The organism is Paenibacillus sp. FSL H7-0735, assembly GCF_038008505.1.
Taxonomy (GTDB): Bacteria; Bacillota; Bacilli; order Paenibacillales; family Paenibacillaceae; genus Paenibacillus_AQ; species Paenibacillus_AQ odorifer.
Window position 1 is genome coordinate 4,801,564 of record NZ_JBBOZH010000001.1, and the last position, 23,100, is coordinate 4,824,663.

Below are 23,100 nucleotides of genomic sequence, written 5' to 3' on the forward strand. Positions count from 1 at the left end.
AGATTGATTATAGCACAGCTAACACCAAATAGATACTCTTCTGCATTATGAACAAAATGGGAAGAAAGAAGGAGCTGTGTCATAAGTGATTCTACGAGTGGAGACTGACCTCCTCACTTTCAAAATCTTAAAATCAACAAAACAGCGATTCTTCTGTTCTCGAAGAATCGCTGTTCGGCGTTTTTTGGTCATTCGCGGTCTGCTTCAACTACACTTTCATTATCCTGCGGGGCTTTCGGACTCAGTTGACGTTATTTACATGTTTTTATCCTTTACAGCTAGAATTCGGACACCAGCGACGTTATTCCTTGGAAAGAGGCTCATATTAAGCATTTTTTGGGCCAATAGCTGCACTGGAGTCCGATAACATTCCAAATATCGGATAATCCTACGTTTAAGGACCACTGTGTCCCTTAGCAGGTTACTAAGCGTATTTTCCAGTGACTAAGCATGTGCTTTCGACACAGCAGTCATTTTCATAGCTTAGGGGATAGCCCTTTTTCTAAAATTTGAAAAGGGAATTTAAATTTTAAAATAGGACAATTTATCCAACAGGTCTTGCACCATTGAGCTAAGTGACTCCGACGAAGCTGAGATCTCTTCCATAGAAGCAAGCTGCTCCTCTGAGGCTGCTGCCACACTTTGGGAGTCAGATGAAGCTTCCGAAGCAAGATCGGCTAATTGTTTAACTGTAACTGAAATTTGCTCCGTACCCGCGGTCATCTGCTGTGCAGCTGCTGACACCTCTTGGATTTGATCAGTCACCTGCGTCATCTCTGTCAGAATCGAAGTAAATAAAAGATCACTATCAGATACACTTTGCACACCAAGAATTACTTTTTCATTGCCGACAGCCATTGCTTGTGAAGCTTGATTAGTATCTTGCACCACATCTTCAACCAAAGCAGTAACTTGTTCGGCAGCTTTTTTAGTCTGATCTGCCAGCATACGAATTTCTGAGGCCACTACAGCAAAACCTCGGCCATGTTCACCCACTCTGGACGCCTCAATAGCCGCATTTAGTGCCAACAGATTGGTCTGTTTACTTATGTTCGAAATCAGGCCTATAATCCCGCTGATCTGAGCAGATCGTTCGCCTAAACGTTCGATTGCCAGACTCGTCTCATCCACAGACAGCTTTAACTCTGACATTTGGTTCACTGCCATTTGAAGCTGCGCACTGCCCTTTTTCGTCTGATCGGTAACTTCATCTGCAGACGCAGACACCGATGACGAAGAGTCAGCGATCCGTTGCACTCCAACATTCAGCTCGCTCATCGCCATTGAAGAATCACCCGCATAATCACTCTGCAGCTGCGCTCCTTCGGCTACTCGTCCAATTGCCACAGCAATTTGTTCAGCAGCTTTCCCAGTCTGCTCAGCGTTAGCTGTCAGCTCTTCAGAGGTAGCTCCCACAGACATTGATAAATCAGCAACAAGTCCAAACATTTCTCGAAGCTTATGGGTCATATGATTAAAATGTGTAGCCATCTTGCCGAATTCATCATCATTTCGAACCTGCAGGGTTTGAGTCAAATCACCCTGAGACATCAGCTGCAATTTATCAGATAACAAGCGAAGCGGTTTAACTACCATCAACCATAGCTGAAGACCAACAATAACAGCTAAAATCAAAATACCAATAATCATAATAATAAAAAATTCTGTTTTGGCTTGTTCATAATCAGCCATGATAACATCCTTAGAAATCGCTGTCTGTGTGTACCAGACCTGGTCACTTCCAGGCATTGGTATCGGAACAAAAGTCCGCAGCACGTCTTCTCCCTTGGAATTTATCGTGTATCCCAGTGTGGCCTCCCCATTCTTCACACGCTTCCACAGTACTGTTTTATCTTCTGTATCACCGAACTCTTTGAGTACACTTTGAGGATCATTTGGATTGGCTGCATATTTGCCATTACCAGTGATTAAAGAAACATAACCTCCCAGAGGTTTATAGTTAACAGCTTCTTCCTGCAATTGGGTTAACGAAACATCGAACCCTACAGTCCCAAGAAATGCACCCGTTTTATCCAAAATCGGCAGCATGACCGAAATCATCTCTATTGCTCCACCAGTCGTCTCATAGGAATAGGGTTCAATATAGACCGGTTTTTTCTCTTTTTTAGGTAAAAGGTAATAATCACCCGCACCTTCTACATCGTAATTTTTTAAGGGTTCAACCTTAATTGCACCTTGATTTCTAAAGACATAAGGAATAAAACGCCCCGTACCGTCATCATATGGCATCTTATTTATATTAGCCTGATCGTTCTGATCAAAAGCATTGGGTTCCCATAATATGCTCATCCCAAAAATTTCTGGTCTGTGCTCAAGCATAGTTTTCATTGTAGAAACAACATCTTCACGGTCCAAGGTTTGACGTTCTCTTGATTCAATCAGTACCTCAGCGAGCGCTTCACCCGTCGACTGAATGTCTATCATTCTATTCTGAATGGTCTCCGCATAACTTTTCCCTGCGATCTCTGCCTGAAGTTCACCGTTGGATATGCTCACACTACGCAGATTAGCCAGGTTTGCGACTAAACTAAAGAAAAAGATCACAATAATTACTAAACTTACCACCATAACAAACTTAAACGTTAAAGAAAGCCTTCGATACAATGCCATCTGAACAACTCCACTCTAGGATAATATATCTTTAATCGACAAAATACGACCTCTATTCAATAGGACTTATTACCTATAATTCAAGGGATGAAAATTTAAAATTCTATCCATTCCAAAAGTATGTTTAAATAAAAGTAGCCTAATCAAAAAAACATAATACAAAGGAGTTCATGCCGATGGAAATATCCTCTTTTTTGTTGCCAAAAGATCAAGTTGCCTATATCACTAACTCACTATCCATGCTGGAAGCCTTAGAACAATTAGAACAGCACCATTACACGGCTATCCCTATTATTGATAATGAAGGAAAATATGTAGGAACACTTTCGGAGGGTGATCTATTGTGGAAGCTGAAAAACACAGCAGATTTAACCTTTGACAATATAGGGGAAGTTCCAGTAAGCGACATCCAAAAGCATGTTCATAACGAAAGTGTTCTCATTAATGCAGAAATGGAGGATATGCTGACGCTTGCTGCGGATCAGAATTTCGTTCCTGTGATTGATAATGAGGGTGTATTTGTTGGAATTATTAGGAGAAAAGATATCATTGAATATTACACTCGCAACATTACAGATTAATAAAAAATGACCAATCTCCATTACGGAGACTGGTCATTTTATTTTTCATCAAAATTACAGTTCAGTCAGGATAATCGTTCCTTGTGGGGTAATCGCTAAAGTATGCTCATATTGTGCTGACAATCCGCCGTCAATGGTACGCGCAGTCCAACCATCCGCATCAATTTTTGTTCTGTAACTGCCTGTGTTCAGCATGGGCTCAATGGTAAATACCATCCCCTCTTTAAGACGAGGCCCTCTCCCTGCTGGACCATAGTGAGGCACTTCCGGAGCTTCATGCATTTCTGAACCGATCCCGTGGCCAATAAAATCACGTACTACAGAAAATCCGTTAGACTCTGCATAAACTTGGATGGCATGCGCAACATCCCCGATACGGTTGCCTGCAACCGCCTGCTCGATTCCACGGAATAACGATTCCTTAGTAGTGTCTAGAAGTTTGGTCGCCTGTTCACTAATATTGCCAATGCCGTAAGACCAGGCCGAATCTGCCAACCAGCCGTTTAAGTTAACAACCATGTCAATGGTTACGATATCCCCGTCTTTTAGCGGCTCTTTTTTCGGGAATCCGTGGCATATTACATCATTTACAGATGCACAGGTTGCGTACGGGTACCCATTATATCCTTTTTGCTCAGGAGTAGCTCCTTGAGACAATATAAATTTTTCTGCAAATTCATCAATTTCCCAGGTCGTAATACCAGGCTGCAAAATTTGCGCAATTTGACGATGACATTCAGCGAGAATTTTTCCCGCCGCACGCATTTTTTCGATCTCTTCCATCGTTTTCATGATAATCATAATATCGCCTCTTCTGTACAGAACTCATCGCTCTCGGGCAACGGTTCTTCTTTTGTATTTAGTTTACCCTTTATATTATGAAAGAAAATCGCGAGAAATCCAAATCATTAGGCAAAAAAAATTATATTTTCCTTCCTGAATCTAAAAATAACATCATTTTTTATGATAATGTTAGATGAAAGACGAGTGCCTGATCAGCACTTCGTCTTATTTTCTAATAAAACATAAAATTATTGTTATCGTTAAATTATTTATTATTCCTAAAAATTCCTTTATATGTTATATTCAAAATAACTGAGGAGGTGATACATGCCTGTAATTGAGTGCATTTACTGCAACCACCTGAAGGATACGCATAATCTAAGAAGCAACCCTATTTGATTAAGGAGGAAATGTTGATGAAATTCAGTAAGCATTTTTCGTTCCGGAAAATCAGTTTGTTAGTATTAATTAGTATCCTTACTCTTTCTATTTCTTTACCTCAACAGCAGGCAGCGGCAGCAAACACTTCTGTTAAGGGCTTTTATGTAAGCGGTACCACTTTGTATGATGCCACCGGCAGTCCTTTTGTAATGCGTGGGGTTAATCATGCACACACTTGGTACAAAAACGATCTGGCTACTGCAATACCGGCCATTGCAGCCACTGGCTCCAATACCGTCAGAATTGTACTTTCTAATGGCAGCAAGTGGTCTCTCGATACCTTGGCGGATGTCCAAAATATTCTTAAGCTTTGTGATCAGTATAAATTGATTGCCATGCTGGAAGTGCATGATGCTACTGGCTCAGACAACACATCTGATCTTAACGCTGCAGTCAACTATTGGATCAGCATCAAGGATGCTTTGATTGGTAAAGAAGATCGTGTCATTGTGAATATTGCTAATGAATGGTACGGTTCTTGGAACACTGCAACATGGGCCAGTGGTTACCAAGCGGCAATTCCGGCGTTAAGAAATGCGGGCATTAAGAACACTTTAGTTGTAGATGCAGCGGGATGGGGTCAATACCCACAATCCATTTTCACTAGTGGTCAGGCTGTATATAATTCAGATACCTTAAAAAATACTATTTTCTCGATTCATATGTACGAATATGCCGGAGGTAATGCTGCTACCGTTAAGAGCAATATCGACAGTGCCTTGGCCATTGGAGCCCCCGTGATTATCGGCGAATTCGGTGACAAGCACACGGGTGGAGATGTCGATGAAGCCACCATTATGAGCTACACTAAGGAAAAAAAGGTAGGATGGCTCGCCTGGTCCTGGTATGGTAATGGCGGAGGCGTCGAATATCTGGATCTAGCCAGCGGTCCAGCAGGAACACTCAGCAACTGGGGAAATACAGTCGTTAATGGAGCAAACGGAACCTTAGCAACCTCCGTGCTTAATAAAATTTATACAACGCCTGGTTACCAACCTGTGCCGGATGGTGGCACAACACCTACACCTACACCTACACCTACACCTACACCTACACCTACACCAACGCCAACACCAACGCCAACGCCAACACCAACACCAACGCCAACACCAACACCAACGCCAACAGCAACAGTAACACCTACAGCCACTCCTACCGGCTCGCCATCCAGTAATCTGGCACTTTACTACCGTGCAGCAGATACCAATGCTACAGATAACTCAATCAAACCTTACTTCAACATTTATAACAACGGAACAACGGCAGTCAATCTAAATGGACTGAAAATTCGTTATTACTTTACTAAAGATGGAAGCGCCTCCCTCAATGGTCTGATCGATTGGGCGCAGATCGGTGCTTCTAATATATCGGTTGCCCTTGGGTCCACTAGTGGAACGAACGCCGACTCTTATGTTGAGCTTACTTTCAACGCTAGCGCGGGCTCCATACCTGCCGGTGGACAGTCAGGAGAAATCCAATTACGAGTGCATAAAAGCGACTGGTCTAACTTCAATGAAGCAAATGACTATTCGTTCGACCCAACCAAAGTTTCCTTCAGCACTTGGAACAAAGTAACCTTGTATCAAAACGATGTACTGCTCTCCGGCATCGCTCCTTAAAAACATAAACCAGCGAGCCTCCCAAGATTGGGGACTTGCTGGTTTTTAAAATTAGATCTGTTGTAGCGCAGATGTTAGGATAATGCTTACTTATAGTAGCTCAAAAGATGACTGTTGTTAGATTTGTCAGTCAACATTGATCTACTGCTGTTAGTCTGCTCCCGAACTGTTGTTACTTTGATGTTAGTCTACTGTCGGACTGTTACTACTTTGATGGATCTGTTGTAGCGCAAATGTTGGGATCTTACTAGATTATTGTAGATCAAATAAAGGCGACTGCTAGATTTGTCAGTCAACGGTGATCTACTGCTGTTAGTCTGCTGCTGGACTGTTACTACTTTGATGTTAGTTTACTATTGCTCGTCTATTGTTCCGCTAGTCGGTTGCTGCTCTTTTGTTTGGCTATTCTGCGTACTACTCTACTGTTGCTCCTACTGATCTGATTTCACTCTTTCACACTATTTAATTCGACTCTTTCATTACTCTGACGTTAATCTACTATCGCTCATCTGCCGCTCATCTGCTGCTCCACCATCGGACATCTACTACTCATCTTCCGCTCATCTGCCGTTCTTTACCTTTTGAGCGCTTTGTTGAGATTTTCGGACTCAGATGATGCTATTTGTGCGATTTAAGCCGTTTTGAGCAACTTTCGGACTGGAGAGACGCTATTCTTCTGAAAAAGGCCTGTTCCTGCCTCTTTTCATCCCCATAACGGCGCTGGGGTCCGAATACTCTGCAATTAGGCAAGATTTCAGGAAATAAGGGCTCCTGAGTCCGTCACCATGTTAGTCTACTGTCGCTCGTCGCGCTCATCTGCTGCTCATCTACTACTCTACTATCGCTCATCTACTACTCATCTTCCGCTCATCTACTACTCGTATGCGCTTATCTGCTGCTTATCTGCTGCTTATCTGCTGCTCATTTACTCTTGTCTACCGTCTTTACCTCTGGAGCATTTTGTGTACGACACGACACCTCGCGCACCTAACTACGCCCAAACCACAAAAAATACCCCGGCAGCCATCCAACTGGCCCCGGGACATTTTTAAATCTACTTTCATTTAGTCATGGAAATTAAGCCCAGAGGTAACGGCTTTAACATAATCTGCACGGATCACGAAATCTCCAAAATGCTCACCTTGTTGACGTTCTTTGGCATATCGGTGAAGAATAGGTTCAAGCGTCTCTAGGATCTCCTTCTCATCTATGTTTTCTTTATACATTTTATTCAGGCGATCACCCGTAAAGCCTGCTCCTAAATACATATTATATCTGCCTGGAGCCTTGCCGATAAACGAGATTTCACCCAGCGCCGGTCTAGCACATCCATTAGGGCAGCCGGTCATCCGGATTACAATTTCCTCGTCGCGCAAACCAGCTTTATCTATAACAAGCTCCAGCTTATCTATCAACGAAGGCAGATAACGTTCCGCTTCAGCCATCGCAAGTCCGCAGGTTGGCAGTGCTACACAGGACATGGAGCTGCGCCGCAATGCAGAAAGATGTGCTCCATCTGTAAGTCCATGCTGTTTAGCCAGCTCAGCTACTTTTCGTTTTTTGGCAGTAGTGACGTTGGCAATCGTTAGATTCTGATTCGGCGTTAGCCGGAAATCTCCAGTATGGATTTTAGCAATCTCCCGCAAGCCAGTCATCAAGGTGTATCCTTCTTGGTCATGAATCCGTCCGCTTTGGATATAAAGTGTCAGATTCCATTTTCCATTGGTACCCTTCACCCAGCCGTAACGGTCTCCGTTGTGATCAAAATGATAATCATGTGCCGCTTCAAGCTGCCATCCGAGTCTTTCATGCAGTTCGTCAACGAACCATTCCAGACCGTGGCGGTCAATCGTATATTTGAACCTTGCATTTTTGCGGACAGAGCGATTGCCATAATCCCGCTGGATCGTTACGGTCTTTTCTGCCACATCAATCAACTGTTCGGGACGGCAAAAACCAATAATACGTCCCAACTGAGGATAAGTACTGGTATCCCCATGAGTCATCCCCATACCGCCGCCTACAGAAACGTTAAAGCCTACTAGCTTCTCATTTTCCAGAATAGCGATAAAACCCAGATCTTGCGAGAATACATCCACATCATTAGAAGGTGGCACCGCTAAACCAATCTTAAATTTACGAGGTAAATATACCGGACCATAGATTGGTTCTACTTCCGCACGTTCGCCTAAGCTATCTACTACCTTTTCACCGTCTAGCCAAATCTCATGGTAGGCGGGAGTACGTGGGGATAAGTGATCACTCACTTTGCGCGCCCATTCATAGACCTCTGCATGCACCTCTGACTGGTAAGGATTCGGATTACTCATTACGTTACGGTTAACATCGCCGCAAGCTGCCAGCGTCGTCATCAGCGTATCATTAATGCTGCGAATGGTTTTCTTAAGATTCCATTTGAGTACCCCGTGCATTTGAAACGCCTGTCTGGTAGTCAGACGTAAGGTCCCATTACCGTATTTTTGTGCCAGATCATCCATCACTAGCCACTGCTCTGGTGTCGCTACCCCGCCTGGGGCAACTACACGAAGCATGAACTGAAATGCAGGCTCCAGCTTTTGCCGTTCACGCTCATTGCGTAAATCCCGATCGTCCTGCATATAACTTCCGTGAAATTTCAGCAGCCGATTATCATCTTCCGGCAAACCTCCGGTAATCGGATTGCTTAATGTCTCAACAAGCGCGCCCCGCAGATAGTTACTCTCTTGCTTAATGTGTTCAACATCACTTGGAGGCCCGCCGATCGGCTTAACCTTTTCATTGTTTGCCATTGTTGTTATCTCCCCCCGAAGTCATTCGATAACTTTCCTCTATCCATTAGTAAACATCACGTTGGTAGCGCTGCGCCTGCTGCATATTATCCAAATAAGCTGCCGCTTCTTCAGGACTCAGCCCACCCTCATGCTGGATGACAGTAATCAGAGCAGAATGAACATCATGTGCCATATGCTTCTCGTCACCGCAAATGTAAATATGAGCTCCCGCTTGCAGCCATTCGTAGACCTCGCGGCTCTTTTCCAGAATGCGATGCTGAACATATACTTTCTCTTCGGTATCACGGGAGAAAGCAACATCCAGCTTAGTTAACAAGCCGTCTTTTAGCATTCTCTGCCAGTCCGTCTGATAGAGGAAGTCCGTCACGAAATGCCGATCTCCGTAGAACAGCCATGATTTACCTTCCACCCCAAGCTCGCCACGTTCCTCCAAGAAAGAGCGGAAGGGTGCAACGCCTGTCCCCGGTCCAATCATAATGATCGGCGCATCAGGATTTGTTGGAAGCTTAAAGTTAGGATTATGTTGAATGTAGATGGGCAACGTATCTCCCGGCTGGACTCTTTCAGCACAATGTACCGAGCAGACCCCATAACGCTCACGGCCATGTGCCTCATAACGTACAGCTCTAACCGTTAAATGAACCTCATCTGGATTAGCTTTATAGCTGCTAGCAATTGAATAGAGTCGTGCTGGAAGCTTGCGCAAAATAGTCACAAAGTTACTGGCTGAACCTTCCCATGGAGAGAAGTCCTGAACCAAATCGAGCAGATCGCGGCCTTGAATATATTCCTTAAGCTGTTGCGCACGTTCTGGCGCCAATAAATCCTTTAGTTTGTTAGAAGAAGATAACTTCGCCGCTTGCTCAAGCAACGGTTTGGTTAATACAGTGATTTCATAGTGGTGAAGAAGTGCCTCACGTAAGGAACCTTCTTCCCCTTTTTTATTAAATGGAACAATATCATTAGGATTCCAGCCCATAGTATGAATAATAGCGTCTACCAATTCAGGATGATTCTCCGGGTAGACACCCAGCGCATCCCCTGGCTCAAATTGTATGTTAGAGCCTTCTAGTGATAGCTCCAAATGGCGGGTCTCCCGGTCGGAACCGCGTCCGTTCAGATTTAGATTTTCTAATACTTCCGCTTTAAAAGGATTGTTGCGGGTATACAAAGGCTCCTGAGAATCTGTGTCTTCCGCAGCTTGAACCGCTTTTGCCGCAATGGCCGGAGCATTTAAATGTGCATTTAAGGCACCAATCACGCCTTCAAACCATTCGGTAACCGAATCATCATAATCAAGATCACAATCCACACGCGGACTTAACCGCTTGCCGCCAAGTTCCTCAAGCCGCTGATCGAAGTCTTTGCCGGTCTGACAAAAGAATTCGTAAGAGGTATCCCCCAGTGCCAACACTGAGAACTTCAGATTCTCTAATTGAGGGGCTCTTTTGCTATAGAGAAATTCATGGAACATCCGTGCATTATCTGGCGGCTCGCCTTCACCGTGAGTACTGACCAGCAATAGGAGGTTCTCAACCTTCTTAAGTGCATTGGGCTTAAAGCTGTTCATCGCAGTGATCGTGACCTGAAATCCTTGCTCCTCCAGCTTGCGGGACAAGCTCCCAGCCAGCCGTTGGCAATTCCCTGTCTGGGACCCAAACAACACGGTCACTTCACGTGAAGCTACAGGTTGACTAACGGCACTACCTTCCGCATTTCCTATCGTATTTGATTGCACTGCTTGAACCCCGGCACCTGCCGATGGTGCAGTAGTAAGGCCCATGGCCGACAAATAACCGCTAAGCCATATTTGCTGTGTCTCCGTTAAGGATGGTAGAAGACGATTGAGTAGCTCGACTTGGCTCTCGTTAAAAGGACTGTTCGTTACCTGTAGTTGCAACAATATCCACCTCTCCTAAACATGAAATCTTCTGATGATCCGTACCTCATGAAATCAGGCTATCACAATAATTGTAAACGATCAATGATGTCGATTTAACCTAATAATTGTAATTTATTGAAAAAGTATCTATATAGTACGTAAAAACCGATCAAAACAGTATGATTTAACCTGTTTTGATCGGTTTCATTATAAAAAGTGATACTATTTATAAAATATTGTGATAAATAAAAGCTATAATTTTTGCTTACTTTCGGGAAATAACACCTCGCCGATCCCCGTCTTAATCTTCACTATCTCCTCAAGCGTATTCGATAGCTCGCCGGGCGGATAAGGTTTAGTTAAATATTTTTGAATTACATCGTTTAATTGATTCTTATCCGATTGATCCAGAGCAGAAGAAATAACGATAGGGATATTTTCAGTTCTTGGATCTTCTTTAAGCATTCGGATCAAATCCCAGCCATCCAGCTCTTCACCCAACATCAAATCTACCACTATCGCCACAAATGGTGTTTTCAAGGCCTGATCAAAAGCTTGCTGTGGATGGTAATGATGGGTAACACGGAAGCCCTTCCCTTTAAGCTCTTCTGATAAAAGCAACGAAAGACTGTAATCATCTTCAACGATCATTACATTAGGCTTGAGCTCTTTATCGGTGCTCCATTTATTAAGCTCATCCTGTTGCCGGCTCGCTTCCGCATGGAGGATAGGGAGGCTAAACCAGACGGTAGTGCCTTCTCCTTCTACGGAATCTATACCGATATTTCCCTTTTGCTTCTCAATGATCTCCTTACAGATAGCAAGTCCAAGTCCTGTTCCTCCAATTCTTTTAGAGGCGCTATTATCCACTCTTCTGAATTTTTGGAATAGCTGTCCTATTTGATCCTTAGGAATGCCAAGACCATTATCCTGGATACGTACAATAATCCTATCCGACTCGTTATGCAGCAGTACTTTAACTTCATTGTTATCAGGCGAGAACTTAATCGCATTACTTAACAGATTCGTCAGAACTTGGACAATCTTATCCTTGTCCACATCAACATCCGCATTCAAAGCCTCATCCACTAGGAGCACATGATGGGTACTGCTCAGTTTATATTGATCAATTACGCCTAATACAATTTCACTGAGATTCAAATGCTCCGTGATATATTGCTGCTTACCTGACTCCATTCTCTGCAAATCAAGAAAATCATTTATGAGCTCCGTCAGTCGTTTAGCTTCTTTATGAATCGTCTCCAGATATTTAAGCTGCTTCTCAGGCTTCATGGTCTTAGACAATAGCAGTTCTGTGAAACCAAGCACACTCGATAGCGGTGTTCTTAGCTCATGACTTACCGTACTGACAAGATCAGATTTCATAAGGTCCAGCTCATATTCTCTAGTGATATCTCTGTAGACAAACAATGTACCAATACGCAGCTCGCGACGGAATACAGGGATCGCATACACATCAATATGCTTCATCGATTCAGTTCCAATGGAGTATTGCATGCTGCTGGATTCCAGAGCATCCTCAGCAATCGCTTTTTCAAAAAACATCCGAAGTTCATGGTTCTCATTCGAGTGCTCGATGAAATAATCCATCCATTTCTGTCGGGGAATCAAAGTTCCTTCTGTCCACTCATAATTAAAAATGTTGCTCAACGCTTTATTCATCTGCAGGAGCATACCTTCTGTATTCACAAATTGTATGCCCTCGTTCACATTATTTACGATGTCCCGATTCAGCTTTCGTCCATGTTCAATCTCTTCATACATGAATAAACGTTCAATCGCCAGCGCTACGCGGTTCATCATCCCCTGAACCTCATTAATCTCTTCTTTGCTGAAGGAATGACCAATCCGGCTGCCACAGAACACTGCAAGAATCTCATCCTCTGCGTTCACAACAGTAGTGTAGAAGTCGTAAACATAGACCTCACTCGCAGAAATCCCTTGCTCTGGTTGTGTGGCCAAACGCTTGATTAGGTACGTTTTTTCCGCTTGCAAGCGATATAACATCTCATTGTTCTCATGATCAAGATAACGCTCCACATTCTCCTGCGGAATGCCTTTCACAGCCGCGATATTATCTTTCACAAGCAGGAAGAAACTCGAATCAAAGGCATACAGGCGATGCATAAACTCAATAAACTTATCGGCAAATTCATGCTTATCCAAGGTATAAGTAATATCATGATTCAGCTGATTATTAAGCTCAAGCATCATCTTGGTCTGTTCTGTATTTTTTAACGTTTCGGCTAGCTCCTGCTGCACGCTCTTCATTGAGGTGATATCGTTCGCAATAAGGATGTATTGATAAATCATACCCTCTTCATTCAGGTACGGCACAATCGTTAGTTGCAGCCAGATGGGCAATCCGTCTTTGGCTAGAATCTGCAGCTCATTGTTCCACACTCCGCCTGTATTTAATTTGTTAAAAATTTTCTGATAACCCTCGTCAGAGATATTATAAAGTTCAAATAACTTATAGGTGTAACCGATAATCTCAGACTTTTTATAGCGGGTATATCCACTTAAATTATCATTCGCGTAGGTAAAGACACCTTTAGCAGTAAGGATCCCGACCGCAGACGATTGATCCAAAGCTTTCATCATACTTTCAATTTCACTAAGCGAGCGTTGCAGCCTATATTGCTGATCCTGAAGTTCATCCTGCTGCGCATGCAGCTCTTCATTCTGCATCATCAATTCTTCTTCTTTATCTTGAATACTTCTAGCCATATTAAGAAAAGCATCATAAAGTCGGCCAATTTCATCTTGATTCTTAAGCTTGCCCAGAAGAATTTCTTCTCCTGCAGCCAGGGAATGGGTTGCCCCTTCCAGCTTCAGAATAGGATCTATAAGGTTCTTCAGAATCCGCCAGATCATAAAGGTGAAGATTAGCAGAATAATCGTGCTGAAAAAGAATGCGATAAAGGTAAATTCATTGGCACGTTTGATGTAATCCATAGCCATAGTATTTAATGCGGCATCGGATCGTTGCTTGTACTCTTTTGTATACATTAAAAAATCATTCACTGATTTCGTGTTCCCATCTGCGGATAGAGCTCTCAAAGACACATAATCATCTGCCTCGACAAACCGAATCGCTTCAGGTAAAACTTTAGTTTTGTACTGAACATAAAATGCTTTCAAACCATCTCTAAACAAGGCTTCTTCCGGAGATAAATTGAGATTAGAATAGGTATCCAGAATCTTATCAAAGTTAACAAGTCCTAGGTTTAGGAGATCTAATTCATTGGCACTCTTAAGTGCGCTGAATCCCCTCGCTCGGAAAAAAACCTCATTTAATGCAGTCGCCAATTCGTTAATCGTGTCCGCCTTATTCTGCAGAACTTCACGGTCTCTACTTAATTTGTTCTGCTCATTATTTATGAAAAATAAAAATACAGATCCCATAATAATGATTAACGAAAAAACCAAGGCAATGATACGAAAATATCTATTTTTAATACTGTGATTAGAGCTGCTTCCCTTTGTCACTTAGGATCCCCTCCACAATCTGCAAGAGTTCCATCGGACTAAAAGGTTTTGGCATAAAATAACGTGCGCCTGCATCTACCGCTCGAAGACGATCTACATCTTGGGCTTTGGCTGTTAACATTAAAATAGCTGTAGCCTTCTTTTTCTCATCATCCAGTTGGCCTAGGACTTCAATCCCTGTCATTTCAGGCATCATATAATCCAATATCACCAAATCATAATGATCCTGTGACAATTTTGAAAGCGCCTCTAATCCGTTCTCGGCAGTATGGATCTCCACGTCTTCCAAATCTTCTAAGGTGTCTACAATTAACATTCGTAATACTTCTTCATCATCCACTACCATTACCTTTTGCATAGCTGCCTAATTCCCTCCGCTTTAGATCTCTCCTGGTGCTCACAACATATTCAGAAACCAATTAGAACAAAAATCTATGAGCCAACCGCTCTATTCTCGACAATAACTCAGGCATATGAACCGGTTTCACTACATAATCATCGGCACCCATCTGCAGGGCATGTACAATATCCGCCTGATTATTTCTTCCCGTCAGCATGATCACTAATATATTTACTTCCGGATACGTTTTGCGGATTCTTTCCAGAACTTCTACTCCATCCAGATCAGGCATCACACCATCCAGCAAAATAATATACTTCTCATCCACGGCATACCAATCCGATTGCAGAAAATCAAGCCCATTCGCATAGCTGCTAACCTTCACCTCAGCAATATTATCCGGCTCCCAAATGGCGAACTGACTGGTCACAATTCTACGAATTAGCGTATCATCATCTACAACAATCACATTCAGAACCGAATGCTTTTTAGTAGTGGATAAATGGTCCGAATAAAGCGTTGTCTGATTCCTTCCAGCATGCTTACTGGCATAAAGAGCCTGATCTGCTTCCTCAATCAATTTATCGGCTATATTCTCGGCATCTGTTACCTCAGAAATCCCGCTAGAGATGGTCACATGAAAGATTTCATTTTTCGCAAAAAAGTCAGTAGCCGCAAACCGCTCTTGAATACGCTGTATAACCAACATTGCAGATTCCGCATCCGTGTTAGGTAAGAACACTGCAAACTCTTCTCCCCCATAACGGCAAAAGGTATCCTCCAGACGGATGGAATTCTTCACAAGCTCGGAAAAGCCCTGCAGAACTTCGTCTCCGATTAGGTGACCATATGTATCATTAACGTTTTTAAAATAATCCAAATCAATCAGCGCTAACGAAAATACGCGGTTGGTCCGCTTAAAATCACCAATCAACTGCTTCATGACTTGATTAAAGTGTTTGCGATTGAATGCGCCGGTCAAATCATCCACGATGATGGACTCCTGCCATTCTCTCTTAAGCTGAAAGCGATTTTTGATCAATACCAGAAATAAATCAATATCTACAGGCTTCGGTAAAAAATCCATCACCCCCAGCGAATACGCATGCATTTGCGTCGCTTTGGAGTACTCCCCACTTATAATGATAATGGGAATTCGTTCCTTTTTAGCCTTGCCGATAATTTGGTTCAACACCTCAATCCCACTTTTATCCGGTAAAAGAATATCCAGCAGAATGAGATCTGGTTTCGTTTCATAAAAGATTTTGAGTCCCCGTTCAGCAGATAAGGCTATGCTTACATAGTAATTCTGCTTCTCCAACGACTCTTTCAGATAAGCAACTAACTCTACATCGTCGTCGATAAGAAGAATATCATTCTGCGTGAGCGTCTCAGCAGGTCCCTTTTTATCCAATGCTTTAACAGAGCTTGAAGCTGCCAATGAATGGACATTAAACAATGGAATCAGTGGATATAAATAATCCCCCCATTCCTCAACCGACCAACTCTTAAGACTGCTTTCCATGAAATAGGGCAGCGTATCCTCGGCAAATTGTTCGACATCTGGTAATCCGACAGTTCCAGCAGTGCCTTTTAAATTATGCAAAAAACGATAAATGTCCTTTTCCTTCACTTCCGCCTGTTCCGTCCATTCCTGGAGGGTCATCTTCGTTCTTTGCTCAACCATGTCTTTATATTTTTGTGTAGTCATATTTACTCCTTCAGACTATCATATCAAACTCTCAGTTCATCACATTTTTTATAGGCTGTCAAATGAATTTTCTATAATTTCAGCTGTCAAAATAAATATTTAATCAAACTGACAAAAAACCTTTGGTTGAAGCTTGTTTCATCATTTGCAATAATAGTTGGAATGGTTCATTCCGTATACACGGTGAAATCAATAAATATAAAGGGAGGCTGTATTCATGAAGGGAATTATTACTGTATTAGGAAAAGATAAAGTAGGGATTATTGCTAAAGTATGTACATATCTAGCCGAACACAATTTGAACATTCTGGATATTTCGCAGACGATCGTTCAGGATTATTTTAACATGATGATGATTGTAGACATTTCTAGCTCAACTAAAGCTTTTGAGAATATCGTAGAGGAATTACATTTGCTTGGCGAATCGATTGGCGTGGAAATCAAGCTTCAGCATGAGGATATTTTTAATATTATGCACCGAATCTAGGAGGATGGCTGACCATGATATCACTAGTGGAAGTACAAGAAACGAATAAGATGATTCGTGAAATGAATCTGGATGTGCGTACCATAACAATGGGGATCAGCCTCATGGATTGTGCCCACACGGATATGCGCACCTTTAATCAAAATGTATATGACAAAATCACCAGATCCGCTGAAAAGCTCGTAAAGACGGGTGAAGATCTGGAAAGACAATTTGGGGTTCCTATCGTTAACAAACGGATTTCTGTCACACCCATCGCTATTGCCGCTGGTGCGGTGAAGACAGATACCTATGTACCTGTTGCTGAAATCCTGGACAAGGCTGCAAAAGAGGTAGGCGTTAACTTTATTGGCGGCTTCTCTGCACTTGTACAAAAAGGCTGCACCAAAGGCGATCGTATTCTGATCGACAGTATTCCTGAAGCACTGGCAGTCACTGAAAGAGTCTGCTCCTCGGTCAATGTCGGTTCCTCCAGAAGTGGAATCAACATGGATGCTGTGAAATTAATGGGCGACATTATTATCCAAACTGCAGAACGCACCAAGGATCGGGATTCCATCGGCTGCGCCAAGCTGGTAGTCTTCTGTAATGCAGTCGAGGACAACCCTTTTATGGCCGGAGCATTTCACGGGGTTGGGGAGCGGGAATGTGTCATCAACGTTGGCGTCAGCGGTCCTGGTGTAATCAAACGTGCGCTTGAAGAGGTTCGAGGGCAGGATTTTGAAACCTTATGTGAAACCATTAAACGGACAGCCTTCAAAGTCACACGTGTCGGTCAGCTAGTTGCTCAAGAGGCTTCCAAACGGATGAATGTTCCTTTTGGGATTATCGATTTATCCTTAGCCCCTACTCCAGAAATCGGAGATTCCATTGCCGAAATCTTTCAAGTCATGGGTCTGGAGGAAGCTGGCGCACCGGGAACAACCGCTGCTCTGGCGATCCTAAATGACAATGTTAAAAAAGGTGGCGTGATGGCCTCCTCCTATGTAGGTGGCCTTAGTGGAGCCTTTATTCCAGTCAGTGAAGATCACGGCATGATTCAAGCCGTTCAGCGGGGTGCCCTTACACTAGAGAAACTGGAAGCTATGACCTGTGTTTGTTCCGTGGGACTGGATATGATAGCTATCCCAGGAAGCACCACCAAGGAGACCATTTCCGGTATCATCGCGGATGAAGCTGCAATCGGCATGGTGAATAACAAAACCACTGCGGTTCGCGTGATTCCAGTAATCGGCAAGGACGTAGGTGAAATGGTCGAATTTGGCGGCCTGCTCGGATATGCACCAGTCATGGCAGTGAACGGCTTCAACTGCGCGAACTTCATTAATCGTGGCGGACGAATCCCAGCTCCAATTCATAGCTTTAAGAATTAATAGAAACCTCAAACAGCAAGTCCCTATTTGTACTTAGGAGACTTGCTGTTTTTTATTAATCTGATGCTGAGAATGTTAGTTTACCTTGATTAAGCCCGTTGGATGCCAATATTAGGTGTTCCGCCAGTCAAATCGATAAATAATACATAATCATTTCCATCTGTGCCCTTCAGCACGAGACCAGTCTGACCTACAGCACCTACAGAAAAGTATCGAACTTGTTGCAGGCTGGTAGGAGCGCCTGGTGGCAATGTTGCTTGGTTCGTAGCGATCAACCGGGTTGCAGCTCTAATGGTGCCTGCCCCGCTAATTTCACCGGTTACCCCCAGATGACCAAGTATGGATTCACTGCCGTTCACATTTAGGCTTCCCATTATGGTCTGACTACCATTCAAATGAAGATTCGAATCGATAGTCTCATTTCCATTAACGTGCAGATCATTTTGAATGGTCTGACTTCCTGTAACTAGAACGTTATCGAAGGTTGGCAAGGCGATCATCCCTTTCAGGTTTTATAGCATATCTTATGTTAAACAAGCCAGCCCTGTCATAGATAGATATACAGCTTTCACTAAATCCGCTTTTTATCTTCAGGGCTCTGATTAATGGTCTTATACCTAAAGTCAAAATAACCCCCTACACATATAATGATTAGCAAGACTCGGTGCTAGAGCGGACGACTGGCTCCACAGAATACAGGAGGAATTATGAAGAAGACAGCTAATAGGCTCACTCCTGAAAGGCCTTCAAGTCACGAAGTCACCATCAGCCAAGTTAATCCATCGCAACACCATAACCTCATCCTTGAGATGAACTCTTATAGAGCAGAGCCGCTGCAACGGGAACTCAAGCAATTAAGAATATTGCTGCTGGTTCCTACAGAGGCCAGCGATAAAATGCCTAATGTACGACTTTTTAAAGATCAACTAAGGCATTTGGTCAAAGAAGTACTTGCTATTAAATTCCAGCATAATCTGGAGGAATATTTAGCCCATTTTCAACCTGATCTAATATTAGCTCTAGGATCGGAGACCCTATTTCCGGAGGAGAACCTCCCTGCTCTGAAAACTTCCAACGTTCCCAAAGCGGTATGGATGGCAGATGCAGCTTGTCTTACTCCAACAGAACGTAATCTGGCATTGTTATTCGATTATATTTTCACACAGAACATAGCTAATCTGATCTATTATCAGGGTTTATGGGGCAAACATTCCAGTTATCTCCCATATGCTGCGGATACGGATCTCTATTATCCAAGACGTGTGGAGGACTGTTATCAGAGTGACGTACTCATTCTCGGCGATTTTCAAATCGATAGTGTGCTTTACACGTTGGCGTATTCAGACCTGCTTCAAGGCCTTAAGGTAATGATCGCCGGGCGTGGTTGGGCCCCCCCCAGAAATTTCCTGGATATCACCCATAGTAAAGATATGTCCAGTTATTATAATGGAGCAAAAATCGTCATCAATTGCACTGGTTCTATGCAGCAGATTATGGAGGTCACCGCTTGCGGTGTATTTCAGTTAGTGGAGGATCATCCCCATCTTCATAATTACCGAATTGCAGAAAAAGATCTCATTCGTTTCCAGAACTTCAAAGAGCTCTCCGAAAGCTTTAAGCACTATTTTTCACATAGTGAAGAAAGGAGAATTTCTGCCTCTCGTGCTCTAAAGGAACTTAAATATAACCATTCTTATATCCAGCAAGGAAAGTTACTGCTGAGAAAAATATTCAAGGAACCATAGGGGGTGGCATGACTTGAGATGCATTGCTTTTGTATTGCCTCAGTTTCATCAGATCACAGAGAACGATTCCTGGTGGGGTGAGGGTTTTACAGAATGGACAAATGTCAGGAAGGCTGCAGCCCTTTATCCTGAACATGATCAGCCCAAGAAGCCATTAAATAATAACTACTATGATTTAACGGATCCTAAAGTGAAACAATGGCAGGCAGAGACTGCAAGGGCTCATGGCATTTACGGTTTTTGTTATTATCACTATTGGTTTAATGGCAGGCGACTACTGGAACAACCGGTTCAGCAGATTCTTGCGAGCAAAGAGCCTGACTTCCCCTTTTGCCTTTCTTGGGCTAACGAACCATGGACACGTAGCTGGGATGGCACCGAAGAGGATGTACTGATGCCACAGGAATACGGAGAAGAACGGGATTGGCGAATGCACTTTTTTGCGTTGCTGGAAGCCTTCAAAGATGATCGTTATATCCGGGTAGAAGATAAGCCTGTCTTTATCATTTATAGATCTGCTAGTATCCCGCGCTGTGAAGAAATGCTTCAATATTGGCGCGAATTGGCTCTGCAGAACGGACTTAAAGGACTTCATCTGGTCCGGACACTAGGCGGTTTCCCCCTACAGAAAGAGCAAGGATTCGATGCCAGTCTGGAATTTGAGCCGCATTACACATTCGCACATGGCGGGGTTAAGCATTTATGGAGCTCAAAGCAGGTGGAGGATCAGAGGCATATCGTAATTGATTATGATGAGTTATGGGAATCCATGTTGGAGCGGACACCCCATAGGGACGGAGAAATCATATATCCGGGAGCCTTTGTCAACTGGGATAACACACCACGGAAAGGCCCTGCCGGACAAAGCACCTTAGGTGCTAATCCTCAAAAATTCGGCCAATACCTTTCACGACAAATTGAGCGCGCCAAAAAAATGTTCAAAAGTGAATATATTTATATCAACGCCTGGAATGAATGGGCTGAAGGCGCCTATCTGGAACCGGATGAGCGTTATCAATATCAATACTTGCAAGCCGTTAAGGAAGCCCTACAATTTCATCACAAAGAAGATCCTTCTTAGCCGTAGCGCCAGAAGGATCTTTTTCATTTTATGTTATCTTTCCGATGACTGCACTCTGGCGCTTCTTGCACTCACCAATCTCCAGCCAGTTAATAAAGCAGCCACTAGACATATGGATGCCGAGGTTACAAACACTACATGCATACCCTCGATAAATAACTCTGGCCGGCCGGGAACTAACCCTGTCACTCTATAGCCGGCTTCACTGCTCATCACTTGAAAAAGAATTGTAGTAGCAATTGTAATGCCGACAACCATACCGACATTACGAACTAACGAATTGACACTACCCGCAGAACCAAGCTGTGTTCTTGGTACCTTAGACATAACAAGCGAGTTGTTCGGCGATTGAAACAGGCCACTTCCTATACCCAGCATAGCGATCCACACACCTACCAGCACAACAGAACTTCCTACATGAAGCTGTGCTAATCCGAACTGTGCAATAACCATGACCACCAGCCCCGCAAAAGTCAAAAATTCAGAGCCTATTTTATCCGATAGCGCACCACTCATTGGAGCCACGACTACCATACATATCGGCAACAGCATTAACAAGAAGCCTGCATAGAATGGCGATAAATTAAGCATGTTCTGTGCATAAAACGGCGCGATAATATTGAAGCAGAAATTCGCTGTAAATACGAGAAAACCACATAATATACTTAAAGAAAACAACGGATTCTTAAATAATGACAGCTGCAACAACGGTTCTTTTCTACGAAGCTCCGTCCATATGAAAGCAATGAAGCTGACGACAGCAACAATTATTGATGTAACAATTAAGCTGTTACCATACCCTAGCTGTTGTCCTAGTAATAATCCTGCGAACAAAGTAATAATAAAAACAGCGAACAGTAAACTGCCCGGCACATCAATCGAAGATTTCACTCTCGTTAAATCCTTAGGCAATACCTTCCAGCCAAAAAATATAGCGATCAGACCAATAGGCACGTTAACCCAAAAGATATACTCCCAGCCTAAGGTGGAAACCATAATCCCGCCTAAACTTGGACCAGCTATACTTCCCAGAGACACGAATGTACCAATGAAACCAAGGGCTTTACCACGCTCCGTGGCAGGAAAGATATCCGTAACAATTCCCTGACTGTTCGCCATGGTCATCGAAGCACCCAAGGCTTGAATAACACGTGAAGCGATCAAGGCTGGTAAACTTACACTAAGCCCACACAGCATAGATCCAATAACAAATATAATGGTGCCAATCTTAAAGATTCGAATCTTTCCTACGATATCTCCAAGCTTGCCGAAGAAAAGTATCGCTGCACAGATCGCCATTAAATAACCTGTAGTTACCCATTCGATTTGCGCCATGGGCAACTTCAGTTGTTTGGATAGCTCAGGCAGAGCAATATTGACAATACTACCATCAAGGGTGGACATAAACGTAAATATATTCAGAACAATTAAAATCATCCAGCGCTTCTTCTGAATTTCTTTATCCTCCTGGTAGGTTGCACTTACAGAACTCATAACTAACACCTCATTAAATATTAATAATCACCGTTTAGTTGCGCACGCAACCAAACTCGCCATACCCAGTGTACAACAATTTAGTTGCGTGCGCAACGACTTTATTGTACACTTTATTTCAAGGCAAAAAATGAGCGAACTTATAACCCAAAGAGGTGTCTATATTGGCAAGAGAGCCTATCGGGAAGCTAATTTCCCATCTTCACCGTCAAAATCAAAAGAAACTGGTTAAGCAGTTTGTCCCTTATGGAATCGGTAGTGGTGGACAGCATAGCTTTCTTAAATTGATTCTTTCTCGGCCAGGCATTACTCAGGATCAGTTAACTGCCGAATTGAAGTTCGATAAAGCAACTACAGCACGTTCTGTGAAGCAATTAGAGAATTCGGGATATATCGAGCGCAAAGACGATCCTAATGATCGACGCTCCCACCTTCTATATCCTACCCCGAAAGCCATCGATTTCTTCCCAGTTTTACAGTCCATCTTAGATGAATTTAATAAAAGCCTTGTGGGCCATTTAACCGATGAAGAAGTAGAGCAACTACATTTCCTGCTGCAAAAAATCAGTACAAACGAAGAATAGAACATAAGAAAAAGGATGTCCCAAAGCCACTCGGCTGTTGAGG

The 23,100-nt window shown here is 43.2% G+C and carries 16 protein-coding genes; 7 read left to right on the top strand and 9 right to left on the bottom strand.

The features are described from left to right. Nucleotides 1-522: 522 nt before the first annotated feature. The gene (locus tag NSS82_RS21905; RefSeq protein ID WP_076273013.1) at nucleotides 523-2,631 is read right to left on the bottom strand and encodes a methyl-accepting chemotaxis protein; all 2,109 of its coding nucleotides are present in this window, start codon (nucleotides 2,629-2,631) and stop codon (nucleotides 523-525) included. A 176-nt stretch (nucleotides 2,632-2,807) separates the two neighbouring features. Between NSS82_RS21905 and NSS82_RS21910 the strand changes: the two genes are divergently transcribed. After that, on the top strand, nucleotides 2,808-3,212 hold the full coding sequence (locus tag NSS82_RS21910; protein ID WP_038572361.1) for a CBS domain-containing protein: 405 nt from the start codon (nucleotides 2,808-2,810) through the stop codon (nucleotides 3,210-3,212). Between the two features lie 54 nt (nucleotides 3,213-3,266). Here NSS82_RS21910 and map read toward each other — a convergent pair whose 3' ends face one another. Then, nucleotides 3,267-4,013 (bottom strand): type I methionyl aminopeptidase, encoded by a 747-nt coding sequence (gene map, locus NSS82_RS21915; RefSeq protein ID WP_036685786.1) that lies wholly within the window; start codon nucleotides 4,011-4,013, stop codon nucleotides 3,267-3,269. Nucleotides 4,014-4,411: 398 nt separating this feature from the next. On the opposite strand from map, the gene NSS82_RS21920 reads away from it, so the two are divergent. Then, nucleotides 4,412-6,055 carry a cellulase family glycosylhydrolase gene (locus NSS82_RS21920; protein ID WP_341109897.1) on the top strand — a complete coding sequence of 548 codons (1,644 nt, stop codon included), beginning with the start codon at nucleotides 4,412-4,414 and terminating at the stop codon, nucleotides 6,053-6,055. 1,064 nt (nucleotides 6,056-7,119) lie between these two features. Here NSS82_RS21920 and cysI read toward each other — a convergent pair. The 5 genes from cysI to NSS82_RS21945 all read right to left on the bottom strand — a co-directional run bounded on the left by cysI (nucleotide 7,120) and on the right by NSS82_RS21945 (nucleotide 16,293). Then, the gene (cysI, locus tag NSS82_RS21925) at nucleotides 7,120-8,844 is read right to left on the bottom strand and encodes an assimilatory sulfite reductase (NADPH) hemoprotein subunit (protein WP_076100127.1); all 1,725 of its coding nucleotides are present in this window, start codon (nucleotides 8,842-8,844) and stop codon (nucleotides 7,120-7,122) included. A 46-nt stretch (nucleotides 8,845-8,890) separates the two neighbouring features. Further along, complete coding sequence (locus NSS82_RS21930; RefSeq protein WP_076100412.1) at nucleotides 8,891-10,747, bottom strand: assimilatory sulfite reductase (NADPH) flavoprotein subunit; 1,857 nt, start codon at nucleotides 10,745-10,747, stop codon at nucleotides 8,891-8,893. Nucleotides 10,748-10,981: 234 nt separating this feature from the next. Then, complete coding sequence (locus tag NSS82_RS21935) at nucleotides 10,982-14,242, bottom strand: ATP-binding protein (RefSeq protein ID WP_076273015.1); 3,261 nt, start codon at nucleotides 14,240-14,242, stop codon at nucleotides 10,982-10,984. Beyond that, on the bottom strand, nucleotides 14,220-14,600 hold the full coding sequence (locus tag NSS82_RS21940) for a response regulator (RefSeq protein ID WP_036685780.1): 381 nt from the start codon (nucleotides 14,598-14,600) through the stop codon (nucleotides 14,220-14,222). The genes NSS82_RS21935 and NSS82_RS21940 overlap by 23 nt, the downstream gene beginning before the upstream one ends. Nucleotides 14,601-14,661: 61 nt before the next feature. Beyond that, a complete protein-coding gene (locus tag NSS82_RS21945; protein WP_038572367.1) occupies nucleotides 14,662-16,293 on the bottom strand; it encodes a diguanylate cyclase in 1,632 nt (543 codons plus the stop codon). A 217-nt stretch (nucleotides 16,294-16,510) separates the two neighbouring features. Here NSS82_RS21945 and NSS82_RS21950 point away from each other — a divergent pair, with 217 nt between their 5' ends. Continuing rightward, nucleotides 16,511-16,780 (top strand): ACT domain-containing protein, encoded by a 270-nt coding sequence (locus NSS82_RS21950; protein ID WP_036685776.1) that lies wholly within the window; start codon nucleotides 16,511-16,513, stop codon nucleotides 16,778-16,780. Nucleotides 16,781-16,797: 17 nt separating this feature from the next. Then, nucleotides 16,798-18,153, top strand: coding sequence for a PFL family protein (locus NSS82_RS21955; protein WP_244886527.1), 1,356 nt, complete (start codon nucleotides 16,798-16,800; stop codon nucleotides 18,151-18,153). Between the two features lie 89 nt (nucleotides 18,154-18,242). On the opposite strand, the gene NSS82_RS21960 is transcribed toward NSS82_RS21955, so the two are convergent. Continuing rightward, nucleotides 18,243-18,653: a hypothetical protein gene (locus NSS82_RS21960; RefSeq protein WP_232061415.1), complete on the bottom strand. Its 411-nt coding sequence runs from the start codon at nucleotides 18,651-18,653 to the stop codon at nucleotides 18,243-18,245. A gap of 207 nt (nucleotides 18,654-18,860) precedes the next feature. Here NSS82_RS21960 and NSS82_RS21965 point away from each other — a divergent pair, with 207 nt between their 5' ends. Beyond that, nucleotides 18,861-19,898, top strand: a complete 1,038-nt coding sequence (locus tag NSS82_RS21965) for a glycosyltransferase family protein (protein WP_076273016.1) — start codon at nucleotides 18,861-18,863, stop codon at nucleotides 19,896-19,898. Between the two features lie 13 nt (nucleotides 19,899-19,911). Continuing rightward, nucleotides 19,912-20,979: a glycosyltransferase WbsX family protein gene (locus NSS82_RS21970; RefSeq protein WP_036685768.1), complete on the top strand. Its 1,068-nt coding sequence runs from the start codon at nucleotides 19,912-19,914 to the stop codon at nucleotides 20,977-20,979. A 33-nt stretch (nucleotides 20,980-21,012) separates the two neighbouring features. On the opposite strand, the gene NSS82_RS21975 is transcribed toward NSS82_RS21970, so the two are convergent. Beyond that, entirely contained in the window at nucleotides 21,013-22,473 is a 1,461-nt protein-coding gene (locus NSS82_RS21975; protein WP_036685766.1) for an MFS transporter, read from the bottom strand. Nucleotides 22,474-22,637: 164 nt separating this feature from the next. Between NSS82_RS21975 and NSS82_RS21980 the strand changes: the two genes are divergently transcribed. Further along, the gene (locus tag NSS82_RS21980) at nucleotides 22,638-23,057 is read left to right on the top strand and encodes a MarR family winged helix-turn-helix transcriptional regulator (RefSeq protein WP_036685765.1); all 420 of its coding nucleotides are present in this window, start codon (nucleotides 22,638-22,640) and stop codon (nucleotides 23,055-23,057) included. Nucleotides 23,058-23,100 lie beyond the last annotated feature (43 nt).